A 24280-nucleotide genomic window follows, 5' to 3' on the forward strand; every position below is an offset into this window, starting at 1 on the left:
TCCAGTCCGTTGCGCTCCTCAGCGAGTCTTCTTGGCATGATCGCTGGCAGCGACGGCACCCCAACTGGCGGCAAAGAGGTAGATGAGGCTGAAGAGGAAGAAGTAGAAGAATATGCCCAGCACCGTTCCGAAGGTGCTCAGCAGCGGGTTCTGGCTGTCGGCGAAGTTGCTCAGCAGTGTCGTCGAGCCAAGGCGCAGCAGCGACGCGCCTATTCCTGCGATGAGCGCCGACTGCCAGAGCGCGGAGACGGGCATCACCAGCCGGGAGGCCACCCGCATCAGGATGACGGCGATCATCATATCCAGCCCGAAGGATATGAGGAACGAGGCCAGCTGCACCAGCACTCCGGCCGTTCCACCTGGCTCCCAGCCGATCAGGGCGGTGACTTCACGGATGAAGCCGGTGCTCAGGAAACCCAGAATGGCCGAGGACAGCGCGATCACGCCGAGCACAAGGAGCATGCCGAAGTCCTTGAGCTTGACGAGGACCACGTTCTCGGCCATCAGCGGGCGCTCCCAGATGCTTCGGATTCCCGAGCGCAGCCCGTGCATCCAGCTCAGAGAGGTGACCAGCGCCACCGCCACTGCGATGGCCAAGGAGAGGTTCAGCCCGTCGACGTCGAAGAGCTCCCGGGCTGCGCTCTCAGTGATCAGTCCGTCCTCATCAATCACGCCGGGCACCGCGTTCTGCACGGTGTCGATGATCAGGTTCTGGTACTCGGGGTTTCCCCCGATGACCATTCCTGCCACGGAGAATCCGGCCCAGAGCAGAGCGGCGACGGAGAAGAACATCATGTAGGCCGCACCGGCGGCCATGACCGTGCCGTAGTGGAAGAAGAACAGGTTCACCGGACGCATCAGGCGGGTGCGGTCCAGGCGGGTCAGAGCCCACCCGAGCATGGGACCGAGTAAGCCGATGCCGCGCTTGCCCGACCGTTTGGCACGGCCATAGGCCATTCTCGCCTGCAGCTCGTTCTGCAGAAGCTGCTCGATGTTCAAGGGGTTGCTCATGGCCTTGGCTTCACGGCGCTCATCGAGCTTCTCCACCCGGGCCCTGGCTGCCTCCAGGATGCCTCCGCTTTCTCCCCGGGGGTTCCCTGACCGTGCGCCTTGGGTATGCGGGCGCAGACGCGAAGGGTAGGTCATGGGATCATGTGCCGGGCAGGAAGCCGACCTTCTGGTAGGCCTCGGTCAGGGTCACGGTGGCGACGTCCCTGGCTTTGGCCGCGCCCTTGGCCAGCAGGGCGTCCAGTTCCGCCGGGTCATCCAGCAGTTCGGACGTGCGGTCCCTGACCGGGCCGAGGTGCTGCACGGCGATCTCTGCCAGGTCCACCTTCAGGTGACCGTACATCTTGCCCTGATACTCAGCGACGATGTCCCCCACAGTCTTGCCAGTCAGCACCGAGTAGATGGTCAGCAGGTTGGACACCCCGGGCTTGGCCTCACGGTCAAAGCGGATCTCAGTGCCGTCGTCGGTCACCGCCGACTTGATCTTCTTGGCGATCTGCTTGTCGGTGTCAGTGAGGTTAATCAGCCCATTCGGGGAGGAGGCCGACTTGCTCATCTTCGCTGCGGGCTCCTGCAGGTCCAGGATGCGCGCCCCAACCTCGGGGATGATCGGCTCAGGGATGCGGAACGTCTCACCGAACCGGTGGTTGAAGCGCTGAGCGAGGTCGCGGGTGAGTTCAATGTGCTGCTTCTGGTCCTCGCCCACCGGCACGCCGTGCGGCTGGTAGAGCAGGATGTCCGCGGCCTGCAGGATCGGATAGGTCAAGAGGCCGACTCCGGCAGAATCGGCGCCCCCCTTGGCGGACTTGTCCTTGAACTGGGTCATCCGACTGGCTTCACCCATACCGGTCTGACACATCAGCACCCAGGCCAGCTGCACGTGCTCAGGCACATGGGACTGCACAAACAGGGTGGAGCGCTCCGGGTCGATCCCTCCGGCGATGTACTGGGCCGCAGTGCGTCGGACAGCCTGCCGCAGCTGGGCAGGGTCCTGCGGAACGGTGATCGCATGCAGATCAGGGATGAAGAAGTATGCGTCGAACTGCTCTTGCGTCCGTACCCAGTTCAGCAGTGCTCCCATGTAGCTGCCCAAGTGGAGCGAATCCCCAGTGGGCTGCATACCGGACAATACTCGTGCTCCGGGCTCGGTCGCTGCCACCCCGAAGGCGGCGCTCTGGGTGCGGTCGGTCATGGTCTCCTCATCGGTGCTGCAGTGCCAGATTTCCTCCCCTCAATCTACACCGACAGGCGGTGGACAAGCGTGCTCCGGGAATCTCCTCTCAGCGTCCCAGAATCGTCTCCAGCGAAGGGGCGTCGACGCCGAGAGCTTCCGCCACTGGGGGATAGACAATCTCTCCGGCGTGAACGTTCAGGCCATTGGCCAGATGGGGGTCTTCGCGCAGGGCCTGCCTCCACCCTTTGTTGGCAAGGGCGAACACATGGGGCAGCGTGGCATTGGTCAGAGCGGATGTGGAGGTGTGCGGCACCGCTCCAGGCATATTGGCCACGCAGTAGTAGATCTGCTCGCCGACGCTGAACGTGGGTTCGGCGTGGGTGGTGGGCCGTGATCCTTCAAAGCAGCCGCCTTGGTCAATGGCGATATCGACCAGCACAGAACCGGGCCGCATCCGAGCCACCATCTCGCTGGTCACCAGCTTGGGCGCCGTCGCGCCGGGAACCAGAACGGAGCCGATGACAAGGTCTGCAGCGGCGACCTCGTCGGCAATGGTCAGAGTGTTCGAAGCCAGGGTGGTCACTCCCCCCGACGACATGACTGAGAGCTCGCGAAGCCGTTCGATGTTCAGATCGATCACGGTGACATCGGCGCCCATCCCCAGGGCGATCATCGCGGCCTGCTCCCCGGCTTTGCCGCCGCCGATGACCACCACCTTGGCTGCCCGGGTCCCCGGCACCCCGCCGATCAGCAGACCGGAGCCGCCCTGGGACTGCATCAGGTGGTAGGCCCCGACCTGCGGAGCCAACCGACCTGCCACCTCACTCATCGGTGCTAGCAGAGGCAGGCCCTTGGGGCCCGTCACGGTCTCGTACGCGATAGCGGTGACTGACCGCTCGCGCAGCTGCCGGGCACACTCGTGCTCTGCCGCCAGGTGCAGGTAGGTGAACAGCACCTGCTCGCCGCGCATCCGCTCGAACTCCTCGGTCAGCGGCTCCTTCACTTTGAGCACCATGTCCGCCGACCAGGCCTCCTCCGGTGACTCGACGATGCGTGCACCGGCCTGTGCATAGGCTTCGTCGAAGAATCCCGAGCCACGGCCGGCCCCGGCCTGGATCACCACCTGATGACCGCCTCCGGTCAGGTCCATCGCTCCAGCTGGAGTCAACGCCACCCGGAACTCGTTGTCCTTCACCTCAGCGGGAACACCGATCAGCATTGCCTGCCCCTGTCATAGTTAATAAAAGCCCACATGCCCATGCTGTGTGCTGCATCACATCAGCGTTGTCCTAGAGTTCTACCATGAAAGCGTCTCACCCGGCACACCCGGCTCAAAACTGCACGCGCCAGTCAGCGCAGCCCCCGGCAGGTCAGTGCTCCGCCTGGGCGGTCTCCGCGGGCTCAGTGAGATTGACGCTGAAAGATTCCTTGGTCAGCATCTCCAGCATCTCGGTCTTGACCTGGTAGCCCAAACCCGGACCGGTGGGAACCTGAATCTGCCCGTGCTCCATGACCACCTCGGGTTCGATGATGTCCTCGGCCCAGTAGCGTGCCGAGGGTGCGGTGTCACCGGGGAGGGTAAAGCCGGCCAGGCTGGCGATGGCCACGTTGTGGGCTCGGCCGATGCCGGTTTCGAGCATCCCTCCGCACCAGGCGTCCACCCCGGCCTCCCGGCAGAGCTTCTCGATCCTCTGGGACTCTGTGATGCCTCCGACGCGGCCGATTTTGATGTTGATGATCCGCCCTGAGCCCAGCTCGAGCGCTTTGCGCGCATCCTCGGCGGAGTGGATGGACTCATCCAGGCAGATCGGGGTCCGGACCGCCGCCTGCAGGTGCCGGTGGTCCACGATGTCGTCGTGGGCCAAGGGCTGCTCGAACATCATCAGATCGAGTTCATCCAGCGCCTGGAACAGCTCGAGGTCATCCAAGGTATAGGCAGAGTTTGCATCGGCCATGATGGCGGTATCCGGGAACTCTCGGCGCACTGCGCGCATCATCTCCAAGTCGCGCCCTGGTGCGATCTTGATCTTGATCCGCTTATAACCGGCGTCCACGGCAGCGCCAACACTCTCGATCAGTTCCGCATCGCTGGGCTTGATGCCGATGCTCAGCCCCACATCCACCCTCTCCTTGGTACCTCCTACCGCCTGCGCCAGGGAAAGACCCTGCTGTTTGGCCCAGAGGTCCCAGACTGCGCCCTCCAGTGCCGCCTTGGCCATGGTGTTTCGCTTGATGGGCGCCAACAGTCTGCTGATGTCCTCAGGATGTGCCACTACTGCACTGCGAATCCGGGGCAGCAGGTATTCGGCAATAGCCACCTGGCAGGTGCTGGTGGCCTCCTCAGAATAGGTAGGCTCGGCACCGGCTACGCATTCCCCGTATCCGGTGGTTCCGGCATCGTCGTGCACCTCCACGATGAGCAGGTCACGGTGGGTCTGGGTGCCAAAGCTGGTGGTGAACGGCGTGAGCATCTCCATGGTCAACCGGCGGACGGTGAGTGAGGTGAGTTTCACGCTGTTCTACTCCGGTAGCTGGTAGTCGATGACCAGCGGGGCGTGGTCGGACCAGCGCAGCGAATAGTCAGCGGCGCGGTCGACCGTGAGGTTGGTGGCGAGTCCGGCAAGGCCTGGGGTGGCTGCGTGGTAGTCGATGCGCCAGCCGGTGTCATTATCGAAGGCCTTACCGCGGTAAGACCACCAGGTGTAGGGGCCCTCCACCTCTCCGGCGAGCTTCCGGGCGACGTCGACGTATCCAGCATCGCCGAAGTACTTGTCGAAATAGGCACGCTCCTCAGGGAGGAAGCCGGAGTTCTTGACGTTGCCCTTCCAGTTTTTGATGTCCAGCTCGGTATGGCCCACATTGAGGTCACCGGTGATCAGCACATGGTCGGTGCGCTCAGCCAGCTGAGGCAGATAGTGGAGCATGTATTCCAGGAATCGCATCTTCTGCTCCTGTCGCACGGTGCCGACCTCCCCGGAGTGGACGTAGACACTGACCACGGTGAGGGTGCTTCCGTCGCCGAGTTCGTAGTCGGCCTCGATCCACCGGCCGTCGTCCTCCGGGTGGCCCTCGCCGATGCCGGTGCGGCTGGCGAGCGGGGCCTTCCGGGAGATGATGGCCACTCCGGCTCGGCCCTTCTGTGAGGCTTCGTGCTCGTGGATGAACCATTCGGAGGTGGGATCGGCCGCACCCGCCGCTGAAGCGAATTCGGTGATCAATGTGGCCAAGGTGTCGCCGTCGGCGCGGACCTCTTGCAGGGTCAGGATGTCGACCTCGCGCTCGGCCAGCCATTGGCCCATCCCCTTGCGGGCAGCAGCGCGGATACCGTTGACATTGACCGAGGCGATTCGGGTCAGGCGCTCCCCCTTGGGATCCACTACCCGGTGCGGAGACAGCTCGGACGGGCCGCTGCCAGTACTCGTTTCAACCATGACAGACTCTCTCTCCTGACAACTTTGCGTAGGGTTTTCGACTTTTCAGTAGGGAGTTCACTCTACGCACAGTCGAACGGCCTACAGCATCTGACGCATACGGGCAGGCGGACCAGCCCAGTGAGACTCAGCGCACGACGTCGCCCGCAATTGTCCCGTCATCGGGTCCGTCTTGATCTACCGGCGCGGCGTCGTCGTGCCGTTTTCGCCCCACATGCTCGGCGAGCATGTCCCGACCGTTGTGCGCGGTGATCTCCATGGTCTCCAGGGACCGGTCCACCATCTCAGCGTCAGCGTCCGCACCCTTGGCCAGCTCCTGTTTGATCACCTTGACCTGGACCTGGATGATCTTGAAGGAGTGGTCGAGCTTGAGGTTCCTGGCGTGGGTATCCTCGTCAACCACCGCGGTGCCGCCGGAGGAGGTGGCACGCTGGGCGGCAGCGTCTGCGCGGGCTGAGTCCACCGCGTGCCCCAGCTTTTTGGCACTGCGGGAGAAGGCGATGACCACCACTGAGGCGAGCAGCAGCCACCCTCCGGCGATCACCACCAGAATCCAGCCGATGACCTGGTTCTGGTTGGCTGCGAAGATCAGGGCCACCAGCAGGACGGTGACCATCACGGCGAAGACGATGCCGGTGCCTCGGCGCCCGGCTCTGCGCAGAGCTTCCTGCGCACGTTGAGGGGATGGAAGAGAATTGCTCACAGTTGTCATTCTTTCAGACGCCCCGGATAAGCTCGAACTGCCCAATGACGCCGTCGAGACCTATGAGGAGATCCCTGCTGTGACTGAACTGCCGGAGAGCATCGCCACCGATTCCGCTGAACGCACCACCTGGATGCGCCGCTACACTCTGGACCCGGCACGTGCCGAGGAGTTCGTGGAGTTCTTGACCAAGGAGGTGATCCCCGCTCGTGAGAGCCGCGGGTTCACCGTGGAGTCCATCTGGCTGGACGATGACAAGTCGCAGCTGACCTGGTTCGTCTCCCGGATGGGGGACTCTGCGGAGTTCGCCGCGGCCGAGCGCGACTGGGAAGAGTCGGATCAGCGTGCTGAGATATTTGCAGGGCGGCCACAATACGTGACGGGCAAGGACCTTCGCGAAGTCACCCGGCTGCGCTGAGCCCTCCTCGCGCCTGCGGCGCACAGTGCCTCATGCGCTCCGCTCGGAGCCTCACCTCTGCACCCTGCGGGCTGCGCCGATGGCAGCAACCACCGAGGTGAGCATGATGCCGGCGATGACCAGTGCGGAGACCAGGATCGCGGTCTGGTGGTCGGCGCGGGCCTGGACCAGGAAGTAGATCCCAGTGACCACAGCCAGACCGGTGGCCGTCACCACTCGCTGAGCGCTCTGGGCCACTCCCCCGGCGGCACCGGCCATCGGCTCAGGCACGTCCTGCATGGACAGGGTCTGGGCGCTGGGAATGATCAGCGCCTGAGAGAACCCGTTCACACCCAGGGCCAGCGCCACCCAGCCGATCGAGGCGAACTCGGTGGCCTCCAGCAGTGCCGCTGCGGCCAGCAGGAGCATCGAGACGAACGCTGCCACGCTGCCGATGATCAGCATCTGCGGGCCGATCCGGTCGACCCGCCTGCCCACCTGGCTCGCCAGCAGAATCACCATCACCGCACTGGGCAGGGTCACCAGCCCGGCGGCGAAGGCGCCGTGGCCCAGCCCCTGTTGGACATAGATGGCGACCACCGCCCAGATGCCCGGCATACCCGCGAAGTACAAAATGATCACCGCGGAGTTCCAGGTGTAGCTGGGAAGGGCGAACAATCTGAGGTTGACCATGGGGGCCTGGGCGTCGCGCTCCCCCAGGCGCTTCTCCCACCAGAGCCAGAGTCCCAGCAGCGCCAGTCCCGCGAGCCCGAACGCTGCGCCCAGCAGATTGGTGAACTGGATGAACGGCAGCATGATCAGCACTATCGCCGTGCACAGCAGTGCCGCACCCAGCGGGTCCAGGCGCATCAGTCCCCGGGAGGACGCGGTGGTCTCAGACGGCGCATCGTCGTCGTGCGGCTTGGGCAGCCAGAGGAAGGCCGCAATCAGCGCGATCACTGTGACCGGAACGTTGATGAGGAACACCAGCCGCCACCCGGTGCCCGACGGCGCGGCGTCGATGAGTGCGCCGCCGACCAGGGGGCCGATGGCCACCGCGACGCCGATCACAGTGGCCATCAGACCATAGGCCCGCCCCCGGGCCGGACCGGTGAACAGCCGCTGGATCATGCCGATGATCTGTGGGACCAGCAGAGCAGCGCCGAATCCCATGGCCACGCGCAGGACGTTCAGAGCCAGCGGGGTGGGGGCCAGGGCCGCGGCCAATGATGCCCCGGCGAAGGCGGCGGTCCCGATGAGGAAGATCAGCCGCCTGCCCCAGAGATCCCCGGCTCGTCCGGCGGGCACCAGGCCGACGCCGAAGGCCAGAGCGTATCCGGAGAGCACCCACTGCAGATCTGAGGAACTGGCCCCGAGTCCCTCCTCAATGGCCGGCAGGGCCACCATCACTGAGGAGATGCTCATCAGGGAGGCGAAGAGCGGGAGCAGCAGGGCCACCATGACCCGAGTGCTTGGCGGTGCTGCCTCAGGATCCTGCTGATTTTCACTCACTCAAGGCACTCTATACCCGCAGAAGGCGATAGTTGCCCCATGAAACGGTCTCTCCCTATGGGCCGGTATGGAAAAGCCCTCGAGCACCAACCGGGATGTTTCCGGAGGTGCTCGAGGGCTTTCCGCAGGATGGTGGTCAGCTGAGCGTCAGCGCTTGAACTGCTGGAGGTAACCGGTGACCTCGGAGTTGAACGCCAACACCAGCCAGTAGACGGTGGCCGCTGCCCAGGCGATGCTGATCACCAGTGCAACCATACCGATGGCCGAGCTGAACATTGCGGTGTCGAAGAGCAATCCGCCGATAGTCAGCAGCAGACCGATGATCGCCATCACGATACCGAGGACTCGGGCCCAACCCTTATTGCCCTTCAAACCGAAGTACACCAGCAGGTAGAGCACGATGCTGATCACCAGCGGAACCAGAATGAAGACCCAGCTGAAAGCCATTCCCATGGCAAGCGCATCGTCTACGCTCACACCGCCGAGGTCCTGACCCTCCAGCTGCTCGCGAGCGATATCCTCGGCTTCCCCGGTGAACATCGGAATCAGGCCGAAAATCCCGCTCACAAGATACAAGCCGAACGACACGAGTGTCATGGTCTTCAGCAACGAGTACTTCTGGGGCTCCTCCACAGGCCCCCCGTACGCATTGGCGCTGTAAGCCTCAGTGCCGAACTTGGACCCGCTCTGCTGGCCATAGGGGTTTGCCGCAGCGTCGTTCCCGGCTCCCTGACCAGGGGCCTCCCACTGCGGACTGCCGCCGGTGGGCGGGGTGTCATTGGGCGGGGTACTCATGGTTCCTCACTCCTCCACATATGTTGGTTCTTGATCAAGATTTCCAGCGCTCTCTGAAAATCAGCTGAACGCTCACTCATGCCGCAGCGCCTCAATCGGGTCCTTCTTGGCCGCCCTGGCCGCCGGAAGCGTCCCGGCGGCAAAGGCGATGACAAGAATCACCGCGGCGATCAGACCCAATGCGGCCGGGTCCAGGGCGAACAGTGTCAGACCTCCGACGCCGCCCAACGGGCCATCACCGCCGGTCAGCAGAGCATTGGCGGTGAAGCCCACAGCCAGGCCGGCGGCCAGGCCGATCACCGATCCGAGCAGCCCGATGACCACAGCTTCCATGGAGAACAGTCCGAAAATCTTTCCGCTGGACATCCCCAAGGCCTTCATCAGGCCGATCTCACGGGTTCGCTCCTGCACGCTCATCAGCAGAGTGTTGACGATGCCGAAGCTCGCTGCCAGTAGGGCGATCAGTGCGAATCCGTAGAGGACCCAGGCAATGGCGTCGATGACGCCCTGGATGATCCCCAAGAGATCCTCCAGGGTCAGACCCACCATGCCCTCATCCGCCAGAGCGTCCTTGATGTCCTGCTCATTGGCCTCGAGATCATCGACGTCGGCCACAGCCTGGATGAAAGCATCCGGCTGCTCCACATCCAGCCCAGAGATCTGAATCTCATACAGCTCGTCGTTCAGCGCATAGGACGGCATGGGCGATCCGCCGATTCCCGCCAGATTCTGAGCGCTCACTCCGACAATCTCGGCCTCGACAGTCTCCTGCTCGTAGACCAGATTGGAGATCCCGATCTCCACAGTCTCCCCCAGGGCAATCTGCGGGTCGACGTCCTCATAATCCTCGGCATCAGCATCGTAGATCGTCAGCCAGGTCTCCGGGATGGTGATCTCCATGGCTTCGCGCGCCGGCACGTCTCCGGCGACCAACTCCATGGCCGGGCCGTCTGCTGGCACGTCCAGAGTCTCCAGCGTGTACTGGTCCCCGCCGCTGGTCTCCAGGAAGTCAGGGCTGACAAAGAAGATCGGCTCCACATTGGTGACATTGTCGAGATCCGCAATGGTCTCGATGTCCTCTTCGCTGAGCATGGCCTGCCCGAACTCGGAGGACTGCTGGGCAACCTCAGGGTCATACTCCTGAGGACCAGGACCGGTCTCCTCCCCCATGCCCATCGCTGAGGCATGCATCACGAAGAGCTGATCCTCTTCACCGTAGCCGGCGAGCATGTCGTCAACGGTCTGGTTGATCCCCGCCGACAAACCAGAGGTGACCGTCAGAGTGAAGCCGCCGATGACGATGGCGATCACCGTCAGGAAGGTGCGCAGCTTGGAGCGCAGGGTGTTCCCGAACGCGGACTTGGCAACATCTACTGATCTCATTTGGCACCTCCTCGGCGGAAGGGGAGCCGGCGGCCCCGCCGCGTCTGATTTTCGGGCTGCTGCCGATCAGAGACCGCGGACGCCTGCGCTGGCCGCGGCGTCGCACCGGTCTGCTCTTCGACGATGAGGCCGTCCTGCATCATCAGGCGCCGCTGGCACTTAGCGGCCAGATCTTCGTCGTGGGTGACCACCACAAGGGTGATGCCCTGCTCCTGGTGCAAGGTGAAGAGAATGTCCTCAACCGTCTCGGACGTGGCGGAATCCAGATTGCCTGTGGGCTCATCGGCGAAGATCACATCGGGATTGTTGATCAGCGCCCGAGCGATGCAGGCCCTCTGCTTCTGACCGCCGGAGAGGTCAGTGGCCTTGTTCTTGGCCTTATCCGCCATCTCCAGCTGCTCCAGGGCGGCAATTCCGCGCTGGTTCCGCTCTGACTTGCCCACACCGGCGATCTTCAGCGGCAAGGTCACGTTGTCCAGCACGGTCTGGTTGGGGTTGAGGAAGAACTGCTGGAACACGAACCCGAAGGTGTCGTTGCGCAGGCTGGAGACCGCTTTGGGCTTCAGCCTGCTAACCGGCCGGCCGCCGAGGGCCACCACCCCTGAGGTGGGCTGGTCCAACAACGCCAGCAGGTGCATCAGTGTGGATTTGCCCGAGCCGGACTTGCCCACTATCGCCACCGATTCCCCTCGGTGGATCTCAAAGGTCAGCCCCTTCAGCGCATGGAACTGCGCGGGGCCCCGGCCATAGACCTTGACCAGGTTCTCCGTTTCTAGCACGGCGGTGCTCATGCTTGCCTCTCCGTTCTGAGTTTTTGTACTGATATCAGTCTTATGGATGAGGCGCTGATGCACATCACCCGCAAGGATGAATTGCGGGATGAGTAGGGGGTGAATCCGGGGAAGATCAGGGTGCTCCCTACCTCCACCGGAGCTAATTTGCTAGCAAGCTTACAGGTTTAGGGTGTAGGCTTTCTTGCATGTCCATTTCTTCTGCACTGGAGTCCAGTGCGCCCTCCGACACTGCGCCGGCACCCGCCATTGACGCCACCAGCCTGGTCAAAGAATACGGTGATTTCACCGCGGTGGACGGCATCACCTTCAGCGTGAGACGCGGCGAGTCCTTCGGCCTGCTGGGTCCCAACGGTGCAGGAAAGTCCACCACCATGCGGATGATCGCCGCGGTGGCCTCCCGCACCGAGGGGCAGATGCTGGTGGCCGGCCTGGACCCGGAGCAGCACGGCCCGGAGGTGCGCGCCCGGCTGGGGGTGATCCCCCAGCAGGACAACCTGGATGAGGAACTCACCGTCCGGGAGAACATCATCATGTACGGCCGGTATTTCGGCCTGCCCCGGCGCTACCTGCGGGCCAAGGCCGACGAGTTGCTGGAGTTCGCCCAGCTGGAGCACAAGGCCAACTCCCGGGTGGAGGACCTCTCCGGGGGCATGAAACGCCGGCTGACCATCGCCCGCGCCCTGGTCAACGAACCGGAGGTGCTGCTGCTGGACGAGCCGACCACAGGGCTGGACCCCCAAGCCCGGCATGTGCTCTGGGACCGGCTGTTCCGCCTCAAGGAGTCCGGTACCACCCTGGTGCTGACCACCCACCATATGGATGAGGCCGAGCAGCTCTGCGACCGGCTGGTGGTGGTCGACCACGGGGCGATCATGGCCGAAGGCACTCCGGCCGGGCTGATCCGCGAACACTCCACCCGCGAGGTGCTGGAGCTGCGCTTCGGCACCGACCGCAATGCAGAGCAGGCCAAGACGCTTGAAGAGCTGCTCACCGGTGCTGGGCCGGATGCCGACTTCTCCCACATCGAGGTGCTGCCGGACCGTCTGCTCGTCTACGCCGGGCAGGCAGAGTCGGCTCTGGAGGCCATCCACGCCGCAGGGCATAAGCCGATGACCTCGCTGGTGCGCCGTTCATCTCTGGAGGACGTCTTCCTGCGCCTGACGGGACGGTCCCTCATTGACTGAGTTGGTCCCGGCGGGACGGCAAAGCCGCCCTCGCCTCTCGGCGAGCTTACGCTCGCCTTCACACCTGAAGTCGGCTGCTCGCTTCGCTTGCAGCCTCAACGAAAGTCCACAACTGTCGTGACAATAGCCGACTATCCTGCAGTAAATAAGGATGTGCTGAGCCGGCGGGTGCGCCGCTGGGGTGCGCTCTACCAGGCCGAGGCCACCCTGCGCTCGATGCGCGCCTATGGCGGGGTGATCCTCTTCGCCTCCACCTTTCAGCCGATCATGTACATCCTGGCGATGGGCCTGGGGCTCGGTGTGCTGGTAGGTGCCGAAACTGACTTCTCCGCCTACGGTGCTGACAGCTACCTGATGTACATCGCACCGGCCATCCTGGCCTCCACAGTGGCGATGACCGCAGGCATCGAGTTCACCTTCCCGGTGATGGAAGGGTTCAAATGGCGGCGCAAGTACTACGGCGCCCAGGCCACCGCCCTGACCCCGCCGCAGATCGCCCTGGGACACATCCTGGGGGTCAGCTGCCGGTTCGGCCTCCACGCGCTGATCTTCACTGCGGTGCTGTTCGCCTTCGGCGCCCTGAGCTCCCCGGCAGCGCTGCTGATGATCCTTTCCTCCACCTTGGGCGCTTTGGCCATCGGCCTGCCGATCATGGCCTATATCTCCAGCCTGCGCGATGAGAAGGGCCATGCGGCCATCATCCAGCGGTTTGTCATCATGCCGCTGTTCCTGTTCTCAGGCACCTTCTACCCGCTGACGAACCTTCCGCAGTTCCTGCAGGTGATCGGCTGGGTCTCCCCGATCTGGCACGCCAATGAGCTCGGCCGGGTGCTGGCCTTCGGCCAGCCCACCGACCTGTGGCTGGTGGCTGTCCATATCGGTTACCTGAGCGCCATCGTCGTGGTCGCCTGGTTCGCAGTCCAGCGAGTGTTCACCCGCCGGCTCGGCTATGACGAGTGGCGCGGCCGCATCCCGGGGCTGAAGGCCGATCAGCGCCGTCAGGAGCGGCAGGACGCCAAGGCTGCGGCAACGGAGAGCTACCAGCGCAGCGAGGGTGTTCCGCCGGTCGCCTTCCGCCGCGGGGTAGGTGCCAACTACTACTCAGGCAACATCCGGGCAGTCTTCTCCCGCGGGCTGACGGCCATCCGCAACAACCGCGGGATCATCTTCATCTCCGGGTTCCTGGAGCCGGTGCTGTTCCTGACCAGCTTCGGGCTCGGGGTCTCACCGATGATCTCCGGCATCGAGGCGGCCGACGGCGGCACCATCAGCTATGCGATGTTCATCGCCCCGGCATTGCTGGCGGTCTCAGCCATGAACGGCGCGGTCTTCGACTCCACCTGGAACGTGTTCTTCAAACTGAAGATCACCAAGCTGTACCGGACCATGATGTCCACCTCACTGGGACCGGTCGATGTGGCGGTGGGCGAGATCGCCCTGGCTCTGTTCCGCGGCGGCATCTACGCCCTCGGATTCCTCGGGGTGCTGGTCGCCACCGGCCTGGTCACCCCGCTGCCAGCACTGCTGATGTGGATCACCGCCCTGTTCATCGCCCTGGGCTTCGCCTGCATCGGCATGGCGGTGACCAGCTTCATGAAACGGTTCCAGCAGATGGACTGGATGATGATGGTGCTCATCCCGATGTTCCTGTTCTCCGCCACCCTGTTCCCCATCGATGTCTACCCCACCGGTGTGCAGTGGGTGATCCAGGCGCTGCCGCTGTGGCACGGTGTGGAGCTGATGCGCGATATCGCCTTCTGGGACTTCGGTGCCATGACCCTGGTGCACATCGGCTACTACCTGGTGATGGTCGGCGTCGGCGGCGCGCTGGCCGCCTACCGCATGAAGGCCCTGTTCCTGCGCTGATCGGGTGTGCAGCGACGTCGCTGAGGGCGACCGCTCTCGGACTGAGAATTCTTGTTAATGGAGACTTCACGGTTGCGTTACAGGCGAGAAATCCACTGACAGTACCTTCAAGTGAACTAATTGGTTCAACAATGATGTGCAGGTAATCGTCACTCCTGCAGGGATGGGGCTGTCTCCAGTGATCTCCGCGTCATCGAGCACCTCTGCCCCGGACACGCGCGGGGCAGATCTCCACGCTGGCTATTCGGGCAGCTCGGACTCTCACAGGCTCGATCCGAGCCCCTTGCGCGTCTCGCTCACTGATGTGCAGAAGACCTTTGACGTCGGCCGTGGCCGCACGGTGCAGGCGCTGGTGGACATTGACCTGGACATCGCCGAAGGTGAATTCGTTGCACTCATCGGTCCTTCCGGCTGCGGCAAATCCACCGTCCTCAGACTTCTAGCCGGACTCGATACCACCTCGTCCGGAGAAGTGGAACTCTTCGGCTCCCCTCCCGAGGAACTCTCTCGGCAACACCGGCTGGGAGTAGCGTTCCAAGAGCACGCGCTACTGCCCTGGGCATCTGTCTCATCGAATATTTCTCTCCCCTACAAGGTCGCAGGGCGCAGCGTCGACAAGAACCGGGTGGCCGAACTGATCAAACTGGTCGGCCTCACAGGATTCGAGAAGGCGCTGCCCAAGCAACTCTCGGGCGGAATGCGCCAGCGTGTGGCCATCGCCCGTGCGCTGGTGCTCAACCCGTCCTTGTTGCTCTTGGACGAGCCCTTCGGAGCACTCGACGCGGTGACCAGGCGCCGGATGAACTCAGAGCTGGCAAGAATCTGGTCCGAGGAGCGGCTCACCACGCTGCTGGTGACTCACGATGTCGATGAGGCGCTGATCCTGGCGGACCGGGTCGTCGTCATGTCCGGCAGGCCGGGCAAGATCCACCACGTTGAAAAGGTGGATCTGCCACGGCCGCGGGATACCAGCGTCACCCGCACTCCCGCGTTCCACGAGCTCGTGGACAAGTTGACCGGCATGCTGGACGGGGCCGGCGAGGACAGCTGAATGAACACCCGAAAGCTCACCAAAGCCAGTTATATGGTCTCGGGCGTCGTGCTGCTTGTCGTCGCGGTCGAAGTGATCGCACGGCTGGGCATCGCAGGCACCGCCTGGCCCTCGCTGGTGGAGGTCTACGAATTCCTGGGCGACGAACGGCAGCGCTCCACCCTGTGGCGAAACACCCTGGTGACCCTTGAGTCTTCGGCCACTGGCCTGGTGATGGGGACCATCATTGCGGTGCTTGCCGGGGCGGTGTCCGCCCTGGTGCCCATCCTGCGTCCGGGCCTGGACCGCTTCGCCGCCATCGTCAACGCCGTTCCCCTGGTCGCACTGGCCCCGTTGTTCATCACCACCGTGGGCAGGGAGGACAGTCCCGCCGTGGTGGCTGCCATGGGAGTGGGGTTCGTGGTGTTCGTCTCCACGACCTCCGGGTTGGCCAATGCCAGCCGGACCCACCATGATGTCCTGACCGTTTTGGGCGCCAACAGATTCCGCAGGTTTGCCAGGCTGCAGTTGCCACAGGCGCTGCCCTCCATTGTCGATGGACTGGTCCTGGCCGCGCCCACCGCAGTGCTCGGCGCGACCATCGGTGAGTGGTTCGGCGCTCCCAGCGGACTCGGCATGATGATCGTCTCCGCTTTCCAGAGCGCCAACATTCCTCAGCTCTGGGCTGTTGCGCTCTCGGCGACGGCGATGGCGCTGATTGCCTACTTCATCTTCATCGCCGTGCAGCGTGCGACGGTCAGGAGGTTCACGTGAGCGCTCCGACCATTCCCGGTACCCCAGCCCCGCATACCGCCACGGGTGGGAGCAGGACTCATGCCGGCACGACGTCCGGGCGTGTGCGGTCCACCCTCATCTGGGTGGGGACAAACGTGTTGCACCTGTGGCCCCTGGCTCTGGTGGTCCTGGTCTGGGACCTATGGATCGTGCTGAACAACTACACCGCTCTGGTGGCCGCACGCCCCTGGGACGCCTTCGCCGACATCCTCACCCACCCGGGGGAGTATCTCTACGACACATGGTTCACCATGATGATGTCGGTCGGAGGGCTGCTCCTGGGGACCGTGGTCGGCTCACTCTGCGCCATCCTGGTCTGGTGGTCGGCGGCGCTGTCGGGCATCGTGACTCCTGCCGCGCTGATCATGCGTTCGGTGCCCATCAGTGCGTTGATTCCCATCATCGCGCGGATCTTCGGCTACGAGAGCGACTCCACGGTCTTCGTCTGCATCGTCATCATCTGTTTCTTTCCCTCTTTCGTCTTCGTGCTGTCCGGGCTGGTCTCCATCCCGGCTGCAGGCAGGGACCTCTTCACCGTGCTCGGGGCGGGAAAGGCGCAGGTCCTCATGCGGCTGGGGCTGTTGCATTCGGTGCCGAACCTGATGATCTCCGTGCGGATCACGGCGCCGATTGCGGTGATGGCGGCCATCCTTGCCGAGTACCTCATCGGAAACCACGGACTGGGAGAGATGTTCTCCTATGCCCGCAGCTACCAGCAGTGGGACCGCGCGTGGGGCACCGCCGTGATCGCCACGGTGCTCTCGGTGGCGATATTCCTGTCCGCTCGCTGGTGCGAACGCAAGGTCACTGACCGTGTCACCTAGTCCAGCCCACACCACTGCTAATGACCACTTCACTTACATCACCCACTATGAGAGGAAGAACCATGTCCGAGATTGATACCCAGCACGGGATGCTGAAACGGCTTCTGGCTGCCGGGGCGGTAGGCTCCCTGGCGCTGCTCACCGCTTGCGGAAACGGCGACGACGACGCCACCGCAGGCGGTGCCGACGGAGAATGCGATGAGATGACTGAACTCGATGTCTCCTTGGGATGGATCCTCAACGTCGAGTGGGCCGGTTTTTGGATCGCCGATGATCGGGGGTACTACGCCGATGAATGTCTGGAGATCAATTGGATTCAGGGGGGTCCCAACGCACCGTCCACGATGGCCACTGTGGCCGCAGGAGAGGCCCATATCGGGGTTGAGCCCTCTATGCAGAACTGGCTGCAAGCAGTGATCGACGGTAATGACTTTGTCAGCGTTGGCTCCATGTTCTACGACACCCCAGGTGCGATCCTCTCACTGGCCGATAACCCCATGGAGTCCGCAGAAGACTTGCAGGGAGCCACGATTCTTGGCCAAGATGGCACGCGCCCGCTGCTCGACGCGGTCTTCGGCGTCGCAGGGCTGGAGCCCGACTACAACTACGTCTCCGCCGGGTGGGACGCCGACCCGCTGGTCGAAGGCGAGGGCGATGCGCTCACCGTCTATGCCACCAACCAACCCATCATGCTTGAGCAGACCCACGGTATGAGCGAGGACGACTACGTCGTCGCCACCTATGCCGATCTTGGCCTGCCTCAGTACGGGTGCCTGATCTACGCGGAAGGGTCCACCTTGGACTCCGAGTCCGATGCCATCGAAGGGTTCCTGCGCGCTTCGGCGCAAGGCTGGCTGGAGAACGAGGAGGATCCGGAGGTCGCGGCGGAGCTCGCCGTCGATGTGTTCGGAGCCGAGCTGGGTCTCGACTTCGATGAACAGGTTCGTGAGAACGAGCTGCAGATCCCGTTTGTCCGCGGTCCCCTGGCAGATGAGGAACTCTTCTGGATCGACACCCAGAGATGGGGCGGAGAGATGTACGACGGCTTCGAAGAAGCGGACGTCCTGGAGGGTGAACTGCCCGATCCTGAGCAGGTCATCGATATGAGCTATCTCGAGGCAGCATATGCGCAGTGACCCACAGACGGCTCTGCACTCTTTGCCATCAGCCGAGCAGCCTCCCATGAGAGACCCCCGGACTCTGCCCAAAGGTCACCTGCACCTCCACCTGGAAGCGGCCATGCGTTCAGCGACTCTGGACGAGTTGGCGGGCAGGATGGGGATCGAGCTTCCACAGACGGAGGGGTTCGAGGGTTTCACCGCCTTCAGCCAGATGTACCGAGGGCTCCTGGCGGTGCTGCAGGAGCCGGTCAACCTGCGCCGGCTGATTCATGAATCGGTGCAGGATGCTGCCCAGCAGGGGGCGGTGTACCTGGAACTTGGCGTCAGCCCGGCGTTCTACGTGGAGGTCTACGGCTCTCTGCAGGAGTCTCTGGATGCCATGCTCAGCTACAGTGCCGAGGCCAGTGAAGAACACGGCGTCGAGGTGGGCTTCATGGTCACCGCGGACCGGCAACAGCCTGTTGAGGAAGCCACGGCGCTGGCCAAGGTGGCCGCTGCTCGCGCTGACCGGGGCGTGGTGTCCTTCGGTTTGGCCAACGAAGAGCGGGGAAACCCCTGTGCGGCATTCCAGCGGCCTTTCGCGATCGCCAAGTCCGCTGGACTGCAGTCCACACCTCATGCAGGCGAGCTGGTGGGTCCTGAATCGGTGTGGGAGGCCATCGATGTGCTCGGGGCAGACAGAGTGCTTCATGGTGTCACTTCAGCGTCTGATCCGAAGCTGATCGACGCCATCGTGGCACGGGGCGTCTGCCTGGATGTCTGTCCCACCTCCAATCTGCTGCTGAATGTGGTGGAGAGTCTTGCCGAGCATCCGTTGAAGATGCTGCTGGATGCAGGCGTGCGCTGCTCGATCAACGCTGATGACCCCATCCTCTTCGGACCCGACCTGCTCGAGGAGTACGAGCTCTGCAGAAGCGCTCTGGGGCTCAGCGATGCCGAGCTTGCCGCCTGTGCGCTCAGCTCGGTGGAGTGCACGCTGGCCTCGGAGGAGACGAAGTCAGGGGCGCGTCGGGGCATCGAGCAGTGGCTGGCCGAGCCGTCGTTGTGACATGGAAAGGAATGATATGAAAGAGCTGCATTTCGGGGTTTTCGAAGTGTTCGGACCACAGGTGGGAGGCACCCACAGCTGGCCGCATCCGCTGAGCGACTCCATCAACTTCGCCGACCCCGACCACTGGGTCACGATTGCGAAGATTCTGGAGGAAGGGGGTTTCGACTTCCTGTTCTTCGCCGATGGCTACGGGTATCCCATGATCGGGGACGATATCTCCAGGACCGCGGTGGAGAGGGGGGTGAACTTCTCAGGGTACGATCCGGCGATGATCATCCCCGTGCTGGCCCAGCACACCAAACGGCTGGGGTTCGTGGTCACCTCCTCCACCGGACTGGACCACCCCGTTCAATTGGCACGAAGGTTCTCCACCCTGGACCAGCTCACTGGTGGGCGCATCGGGTGGAATATCGTGACTGGGGCCTCGCAGAATGCGGTTGCCAAGGTGCTCGGCCATGACACCATGCTGGCTCATGACACCCGGTATGAGATGGCTGCTGAGTATGTGCGGCTGGCTGTCCAGTACTGGGAGCAGGCGTGGGACGACGGCGCCCTGGTCGCCGACCGCGAGAGCGGCGTCTATGCCGATGTCTCGGGTATTCACCGAGTGGATTTCGGCGGTGAGCACTACCGCAGCGCCGGGTACTTCACCGCACCGCCCACGCCTCAGCGGACCCCGGTTCTCTTCCAGGCGGGGACCTCCCCTAAGGGCAGGGCTTTCGCGGCGGCGCATGCCGAATGCGTCTTCGTGCAGGGAACCGTCCCGAAGCACACTGCTTCCAACGTCGCTGATATCCGGCGGCGTGCCGCCGCGGAAGGCAGAGATCCTGCGGGTATAAAGCTCATGGCCGGACTGACTGCCTTCGTGGCGGAGTCCGAACAGGCAGCCCAGCAGCTCGAAGCCGAGTTCGACGCTCTGCAGAGCGATGAGATCGTCGCGGCGCTGTATGCGGGCAATACTGGCATCGATCTGCTCTCACTGAATCCTGATGAGACGCTTCATCAGGTGCTGGGGAACGGCGGACCTGTAGGGCAGATGGGAACGAGTAACATCGAGCGCTTCCTCGGGAAGGATGGGGCGGATGCCCCGAGAGTCCGCGAGATACTCGATCAGCTGCGCGGGCGTGGCACTCGGGGGTTCCGAGTCTCGGGAACAGGTGAGCAGGTGGCCGACCAGATCGAGGCTTTGGCGGCTGAGACCGACCTGGATGGTTTCCTCATCGAGCCGGTTTTCGACCCCAGGGATCTTCGGGTGTTCTCTCAGGAGGTGATGCCTGTGCTGCGTCACCGCGGCAGGCTGAGCGAGAACGCCGAACCTGTGAGTCTGCGCCAGCAGCTCCTCGGACGCAGGGGGTCACGGCTGGGTGGGGACCATCACCTCGTGGGGGACGCCGCGGAGGTGGTCAGCAAGACTGCCACGGCGGTGTCGTGAGCGGAGTCGAGAGCATCGGTGTCGGAGCCGGCCAGTAGGGAGAACTGCAATCCTCTCCATAACGCCAGAAGCTGTAGTGCTGCGTTTCCCGCCGCCCGGCTCTCCCAACCATGGACCAGGAATGCCGTTTCGATCTCTGTGTACCAACGATCCCGGAGTTCCAGCAGGTAGCGGCTATGTGACTCCGGCTGCCGGATGGCGATCGCGAACATCTCGAAAAATAGCCTCAGGAATGCCCGGTTCTCCCGCGCCCTCAGAGTTCGCCATCCACGGCAGAGCCTCTGTGCCAGTTCTCCCTCTTCCTTGAGCTGCGGCAACAGCTGATGAAGCCCGGGGGACCGATCGTAGGCGGCGTAGATCGCCTGAGAAATCAGGGCTTCTTTCGAGCCGAAGTAGTACAGCAGCATCCGATTGTTGGAACCGGCTGCGCGAGCTAGTGCATGGAGGGTCACACCTTGAACTCCGTGATTGAGGATGTGCTCGACCACGAGTCCGAGCAGTCGTTCAGCCTCCGGGCTGCGAGGGGAGCTCATGCTCATATTCTACGTTCAACCAGATCACGTCATGGAGGTTCAATGAATCCAGAATCTGAGGATTCCAGGGGTTTCAGCGAGGACTCTCAGGGCCGGCACCGAATGCGGACCGTTCCCGGAGGAGTGTCATCAGTCACCAACGATCCAGTGGCGCTGAGGACCGCCTTCAGCGCGTTCCCCTCCGGGATCGCAGCATTATGCGCCCAAGTGAACGGGGAGCCCGCGGGCTTCGTCGTGACCTCATTCGCGGTCGGCGCCTCCTTCGAACCGCCCATGGTGATGTTCTCCGTGCAGGATTCGTCGCGAACCTGGCCGATGTTGCGCACGGCCCAGAGGATCGGCGCCTCAGTGCTCAGCAGCGAGCATCAGATCGCCTGCAGGCAGTTGTCCTCGCGGACGCGGGACCGTTTCGCGGGTCTTGAGTTCACGGTGACCGCGCAGGACGCCTTGCTGCTGAATGACTCACCGATGTGGTTGGAGTGTGAGGTGCTCAGTGAGACCCCCGCGGGCGATCATCGTGTAGTGGTCATGCGTGTGCGCGGGCTGGATACCCGCCCAGACATCCAGCCGCTGATCTACCGGGCCCACCGATTCCACCGGTTGGCGATCTAGGACCTATCACGTCGGGGCGAGGTGAGGGTCACCTCCGCAGTGGGGTGCCAGTAGGATCTCTTGCATGGCTGATCGACCACCTGTGATTCCGCCCCGTCTCCGTGCTGGGGACGAGGTGCGCGTCGTCGCTCCGTCCAGGTCACGGTCACTGATCATGGAGCACGACAACACGCAGTGGATCAACGACCGTTTCCACGCCATGGGTCTGACGCTGTCCTTCGGAACCCATGTGGATGAGGACGATGAGTTCCGCAGTTCTTCGATTGCCTCCCGTGTCGATGATCTTCACGCGGCATTCGCCGATCCAAACGTTGCGGGGATTCTGACCGTCATCGGCGGGTTCAACAGCAATGAGCTGCTGCCGCACCTGGACTGGGACCTCATCAGCAGCAACCCAAAGATCTTCTGCGGCTACTCGGACATCACCGCATTGTCCAACGCCATCTACGCGCGGACCGGCCTGGTCACCTATTCCGGTCCGCATTGGAGCAGCTTCGGGATGAGCAACCACTTCGAGCCGACAGGAGACTGGTTCCGCGCAGCTCTGATGTCGGATGAGCCGATCAACCTTCATCCGGCAACAACCTGGATTGATGACCTCTGGTTCCTCGATCAGGACAGCCGTTCCTGGCACACCAACGAGGGCTGGTGGATCCTCCAGGAGGGCCAGGCCGAGGGCCGGCTGATCGGCGGCAACCTCTGTACCCTGAACCTCCTTCAGGGCACCGAGTGGATGCCACCGCTGGACGGAGCGGTTCTCTTCCTGGAGGACGACTCGCTGTCCTCTGCGGTGACTTTCGCCAGAGACCTGACCTCATTGCTTCAGCTGCCTGACGCAGAAGGCATCAAGGGGCTGCTGATCGGGCGCTTTCAACAGGAGTCCGGTCTCACGCGGGAGCTGCTCGCAGAGATTGTCTCCCGGCAGCCCGCACTCCAAGGCCTGCCGGTACTCGCGAATCTCGATTTCGGGCACACGTCCCCAATGCTCACCCTGCCTGTTGGCGGAACTGCGGCCATCTCCACTGCCGGCTCCGCAGAAGTCACTGTGTCCACACACTAAGCTGCTGGGTCATCTGAGCTCTGACGTTCCACGCCACAGTCGACTCAAACTGGGGTTCCCACGCACCGAGTGCTGGAAAACCTCCGCCTAGGCACCCTACAACCGGAGTTATTCACACACTCGGTGCAGTCTCTGGATCCGGCCGAGGCTCTGTGCCCGATCGGTGGCACACTTCGTGTCAGGCGTCGTCGTTCTCACGTTCGGTGTCGGTGCCGGCGATCAGGGCGTCCAGGGCTAGCGAGAACAGCTCCGTGCGATGCTCGGCGATGTCGTCAGTATCCTCGGTGCGCAGCAGGAGCACCACCGTCCGCTCGGTGCCTTCCTCGGACTGGGCGTGCCAGGTGCCGGTGACCACTCCGGGCAGCCCCCCGCCCTTGAAGGACAGGGCCTCCCACCATGGGTCTTCCACATCATCGGCCAGCCCCGGATTGGCCACAAGGATCTCCTGCAGCTCGGGCTGCCCTTCCGCGCGGGCAGCAAGCTCCCGGTGCAGGGCAGCGATGTCCTCTGTTGAGGCGTACCAATCGATCGCGAAATCCAGGTCATGCTCAGAGGTGTCCTCAGACGTGATCTCCAGATCCTCCACTGAGACCTCCTCCAGCACCTGGCGGCGCTCGGGCTCATCGAGCTCAGCCCAGTCTTCGCCCAGCTCCGGGAGACCCCAGCGCAGCTGGAACAGCTCCCTGGTGGTGAGGAAGGGCTGCAGCAGCTGCGGATCATGGTGCCCGAATTCGCCGGCGGCCTCCTCCACGGCATCGCGGCCCAGGAGGTCCATGAGCATATCGGTGCCGGTGTTGTCGCTGATGGCAGTCATCCGGTGGGCGACGTCGTAGACGGTGGTGGTGTATCCCTCGGACTGGTCCTGCAGGGTGCCCGAGGGCAGGCTGCGCACCTGGTCGGTGACTTCCAGCTGGTCCGTCCAGTCAACGTCTTCAGCTTCGACAGCTTCCACCAGCGCCGCCAGCACATACAGCTTGGACACTGAGGCCAGGGGTGCCGGAGACCCGTCACCGAGTTGGAGCAGGGTCTCGCCGTCCTCGATCACGAGTGCTTCAACATCCCCGGGCAGTCCGTCCAGCCGCTCAGCGATCTCCTCGAATCCCTCGGACGGCTCATAGGGCTCGTCGGTCGGTTCGTCCTCGGCAGCGTCGTCGTGCTGTCCTGGCCCGGTCTGGTCAGACTCACGGACCTCAGGACCTCCGTCCAGCGGGCCCGTCTGACTGCCGCGCTGCGCAGCCTCGTCCTCCGCGCTGCAGGAGACAGCGGCCAGCAGTGCCACAGCGGTTGCCATGCCGATCAGATTCCGGGAACTAGTCACATCGGAAGGGTAGTGGGTGCGGCCGGAAGTGCGCCATGGGCGCAGACGATAGACTGGCGGACGGCATTGTGCACGATGCCCAGCGCTACTGCTCAGGCACCACTTTCGAGGAGGCCCCCTTGTCAGACATTAATTCTGCCCCGCTGTCCGAGGTTGATCCGGAGATCGCCCAGGCGGTAGCTGATGAGTTGGGACGTCAGCGCGGGACGCTGGAGATGATCGCCTCGGAGAACTTTGTGCCGCGCGCAGTGCTGGAG

Annotated in this window: 23 protein-coding genes and 1 pseudogene; 12 read left to right on the forward strand and 12 right to left on the reverse strand. The window is 63.5% G+C overall.

The features are described from left to right. Nucleotides 1-18 precede the first annotated feature (18 nt). From DVO78_RS02055 to DVO78_RS02080, 6 genes are all read right to left on the reverse strand, one after another. Complete coding sequence (locus DVO78_RS02055; protein WP_120003118.1) at nt 19-1146, reverse strand: YihY/virulence factor BrkB family protein; 1128 nt, start codon at nt 1144-1146, stop codon at nt 19-21. Between the two features lie 4 nt (nt 1147-1150). Further along, nucleotides 1151-2200: a tryptophan--tRNA ligase gene (gene trpS / locus DVO78_RS02060; protein WP_120003119.1), complete on the reverse strand. Its 1050-nt coding sequence runs from the start codon at nt 2198-2200 to the stop codon at nt 1151-1153. A gap of 88 nt (nt 2201-2288) precedes the next feature. Then, the gene (gene ald / locus DVO78_RS02065; protein ID WP_120003120.1) at nt 2289-3401 is read right to left on the reverse strand and encodes an alanine dehydrogenase; all 1113 of its coding nucleotides are present in this window, start codon (nt 3399-3401) and stop codon (nt 2289-2291) included. A 151-nt stretch (nt 3402-3552) separates the two neighbouring features. Beyond that, a complete protein-coding gene (gene menC, locus DVO78_RS02070; protein WP_120003121.1) occupies nt 3553-4695 on the reverse strand; it encodes an o-succinylbenzoate synthase in 1143 nt (380 codons plus the stop codon). A gap of 6 nt (nt 4696-4701) precedes the next feature. Beyond that, nucleotides 4702-5613: an exodeoxyribonuclease III gene (locus DVO78_RS02075; protein ID WP_120003122.1), complete on the reverse strand. Its 912-nt coding sequence runs from the start codon at nt 5611-5613 to the stop codon at nt 4702-4704. 127 nt (nt 5614-5740) lie between these two features. Continuing rightward, complete coding sequence (locus DVO78_RS02080) at nt 5741-6316, reverse strand: hypothetical protein (RefSeq protein WP_202912054.1); 576 nt, start codon at nt 6314-6316, stop codon at nt 5741-5743. Here DVO78_RS02080 and DVO78_RS02085 point away from each other — a divergent pair. Beyond that, on the forward strand, nt 6309-6734 hold the full coding sequence (locus tag DVO78_RS02085) for a hypothetical protein (RefSeq protein WP_120003123.1): 426 nt from the start codon (nt 6309-6311) through the stop codon (nt 6732-6734). The two genes, DVO78_RS02080 and DVO78_RS02085, sit on opposite strands and share 8 nt — an antisense overlap. Before the next feature lie 51 nt (nt 6735-6785). Here the strand turns inward: DVO78_RS02085 and DVO78_RS02090 are convergent, their stop codons facing one another. The 4 genes from DVO78_RS02090 to DVO78_RS02105 all read right to left on the reverse strand — a co-directional run bounded on the left by DVO78_RS02090 (nt 6786) and on the right by DVO78_RS02105 (nt 11194). Beyond that, nucleotides 6786-8225 (reverse strand): MFS transporter, encoded by a 1440-nt coding sequence (locus tag DVO78_RS02090; RefSeq protein ID WP_157983810.1) that lies wholly within the window; start codon nt 8223-8225, stop codon nt 6786-6788. 147 nt (nt 8226-8372) lie between these two features. Further along, nucleotides 8373-9020, reverse strand: coding sequence for a hypothetical protein (locus DVO78_RS02095; protein WP_120003125.1), 648 nt, complete (start codon nt 9018-9020; stop codon nt 8373-8375). 72 nt (nt 9021-9092) lie between these two features. Further along, the gene (locus DVO78_RS02100; RefSeq protein ID WP_120003126.1) at nt 9093-10403 is read right to left on the reverse strand and encodes an ABC transporter permease; all 1311 of its coding nucleotides are present in this window, start codon (nt 10401-10403) and stop codon (nt 9093-9095) included. Beyond that, nucleotides 10400-11194 carry an ABC transporter ATP-binding protein gene (locus DVO78_RS02105; RefSeq protein WP_120003127.1) on the reverse strand — a complete coding sequence of 265 codons (795 nt, stop codon included), beginning with the start codon at nt 11192-11194 and terminating at the stop codon, nt 10400-10402. The genes DVO78_RS02100 and DVO78_RS02105 overlap by 4 nt, the downstream gene beginning before the upstream one ends. A gap of 188 nt (nt 11195-11382) precedes the next feature. Between DVO78_RS02105 and DVO78_RS02110 the strand changes: the two genes are divergently transcribed. From DVO78_RS02110 to DVO78_RS02145, 8 genes are all read left to right on the forward strand, one after another. Further along, nucleotides 11383-12381 (forward strand): ATP-binding cassette domain-containing protein, encoded by a 999-nt coding sequence (locus DVO78_RS02110; RefSeq protein WP_120003128.1) that lies wholly within the window; start codon nt 11383-11385, stop codon nt 12379-12381. A gap of 117 nt (nt 12382-12498) precedes the next feature. Continuing rightward, on the forward strand, nt 12499-14247 hold the full coding sequence (locus DVO78_RS02115; protein WP_238385085.1) for an ABC transporter permease: 1749 nt from the start codon (nt 12499-12501) through the stop codon (nt 14245-14247). A gap of 163 nt (nt 14248-14410) precedes the next feature. Beyond that, nucleotides 14411-15298, forward strand: a complete 888-nt coding sequence (locus DVO78_RS02120; RefSeq protein ID WP_120003129.1) for an ABC transporter ATP-binding protein — start codon at nt 14411-14413, stop codon at nt 15296-15298. Further along, nucleotides 15299-16051 carry an ABC transporter permease gene (locus tag DVO78_RS02125; protein ID WP_202912055.1) on the forward strand — a complete coding sequence of 251 codons (753 nt, stop codon included), beginning with the start codon at nt 15299-15301 and terminating at the stop codon, nt 16049-16051. Next, nucleotides 16048-16896 (forward strand): ABC transporter permease, encoded by an 849-nt coding sequence (locus DVO78_RS02130; protein ID WP_157983811.1) that lies wholly within the window; start codon nt 16048-16050, stop codon nt 16894-16896. Before DVO78_RS02125 ends, DVO78_RS02130 begins: the two co-directional genes overlap by 4 nt. 62 nt (nt 16897-16958) lie before the next feature. Then, entirely contained in the window at nt 16959-18032 is a 1074-nt protein-coding gene (locus DVO78_RS02135; RefSeq protein WP_157983812.1) for an ABC transporter substrate-binding protein, read from the forward strand. 46 nt (nt 18033-18078) lie between these two features. Beyond that, nucleotides 18079-19065 carry an adenosine deaminase gene (gene add, locus DVO78_RS02140; RefSeq protein WP_120003132.1) on the forward strand — a complete coding sequence of 329 codons (987 nt, stop codon included), beginning with the start codon at nt 18079-18081 and terminating at the stop codon, nt 19063-19065. A 16-nt stretch (nt 19066-19081) separates the two neighbouring features. Beyond that, nucleotides 19082-20500, forward strand: a complete 1419-nt coding sequence (locus DVO78_RS02145; protein ID WP_157983813.1) for an NtaA/DmoA family FMN-dependent monooxygenase — start codon at nt 19082-19084, stop codon at nt 20498-20500. Here the strand turns inward: DVO78_RS02145 and DVO78_RS02150 are convergent. Next, nucleotides 20443-21033, reverse strand: a complete 591-nt coding sequence (locus tag DVO78_RS02150) for a TetR family transcriptional regulator (protein WP_157983814.1) — start codon at nt 21031-21033, stop codon at nt 20443-20445. The two genes, DVO78_RS02145 and DVO78_RS02150, sit on opposite strands and share 58 nt — an antisense overlap. Before the next feature lie 42 nt (nt 21034-21075). Here DVO78_RS02150 and DVO78_RS02155 point away from each other — a divergent pair, with 42 nt between their 5' ends. Both DVO78_RS02155 and DVO78_RS02160 read left to right on the forward strand, forming a co-directional pair. Continuing rightward, on the forward strand, nt 21076-21645 hold the full coding sequence (locus DVO78_RS02155; RefSeq protein ID WP_238385086.1) for a flavin reductase family protein: 570 nt from the start codon (nt 21076-21078) through the stop codon (nt 21643-21645). Between the two features lie 64 nt (nt 21646-21709). Continuing rightward, nucleotides 21710-22705 carry a S66 family peptidase gene (locus tag DVO78_RS02160; protein WP_202912056.1) on the forward strand — a complete coding sequence of 332 codons (996 nt, stop codon included), beginning with the start codon at nt 21710-21712 and terminating at the stop codon, nt 22703-22705. A gap of 178 nt (nt 22706-22883) precedes the next feature. Here DVO78_RS02160 and DVO78_RS02165 read toward each other — a convergent pair whose 3' ends face one another. Then, a complete protein-coding gene (locus tag DVO78_RS02165; RefSeq protein WP_157983815.1) occupies nt 22884-24023 on the reverse strand; it encodes a serine hydrolase in 1140 nt (379 codons plus the stop codon). A gap of 35 nt (nt 24024-24058) precedes the next feature. Here DVO78_RS02165 and DVO78_RS02170 point away from each other — a divergent pair. Further along, nucleotides 24059-24280: pseudogene (locus DVO78_RS02170) on the forward strand (hypothetical protein); the annotation flags it as partial.

The organism is Nesterenkonia muleiensis (assembly GCF_003600155.1).
Lineage (GTDB): Bacteria > Actinomycetota > Actinomycetes > Actinomycetales > Micrococcaceae > Nesterenkonia > Nesterenkonia muleiensis.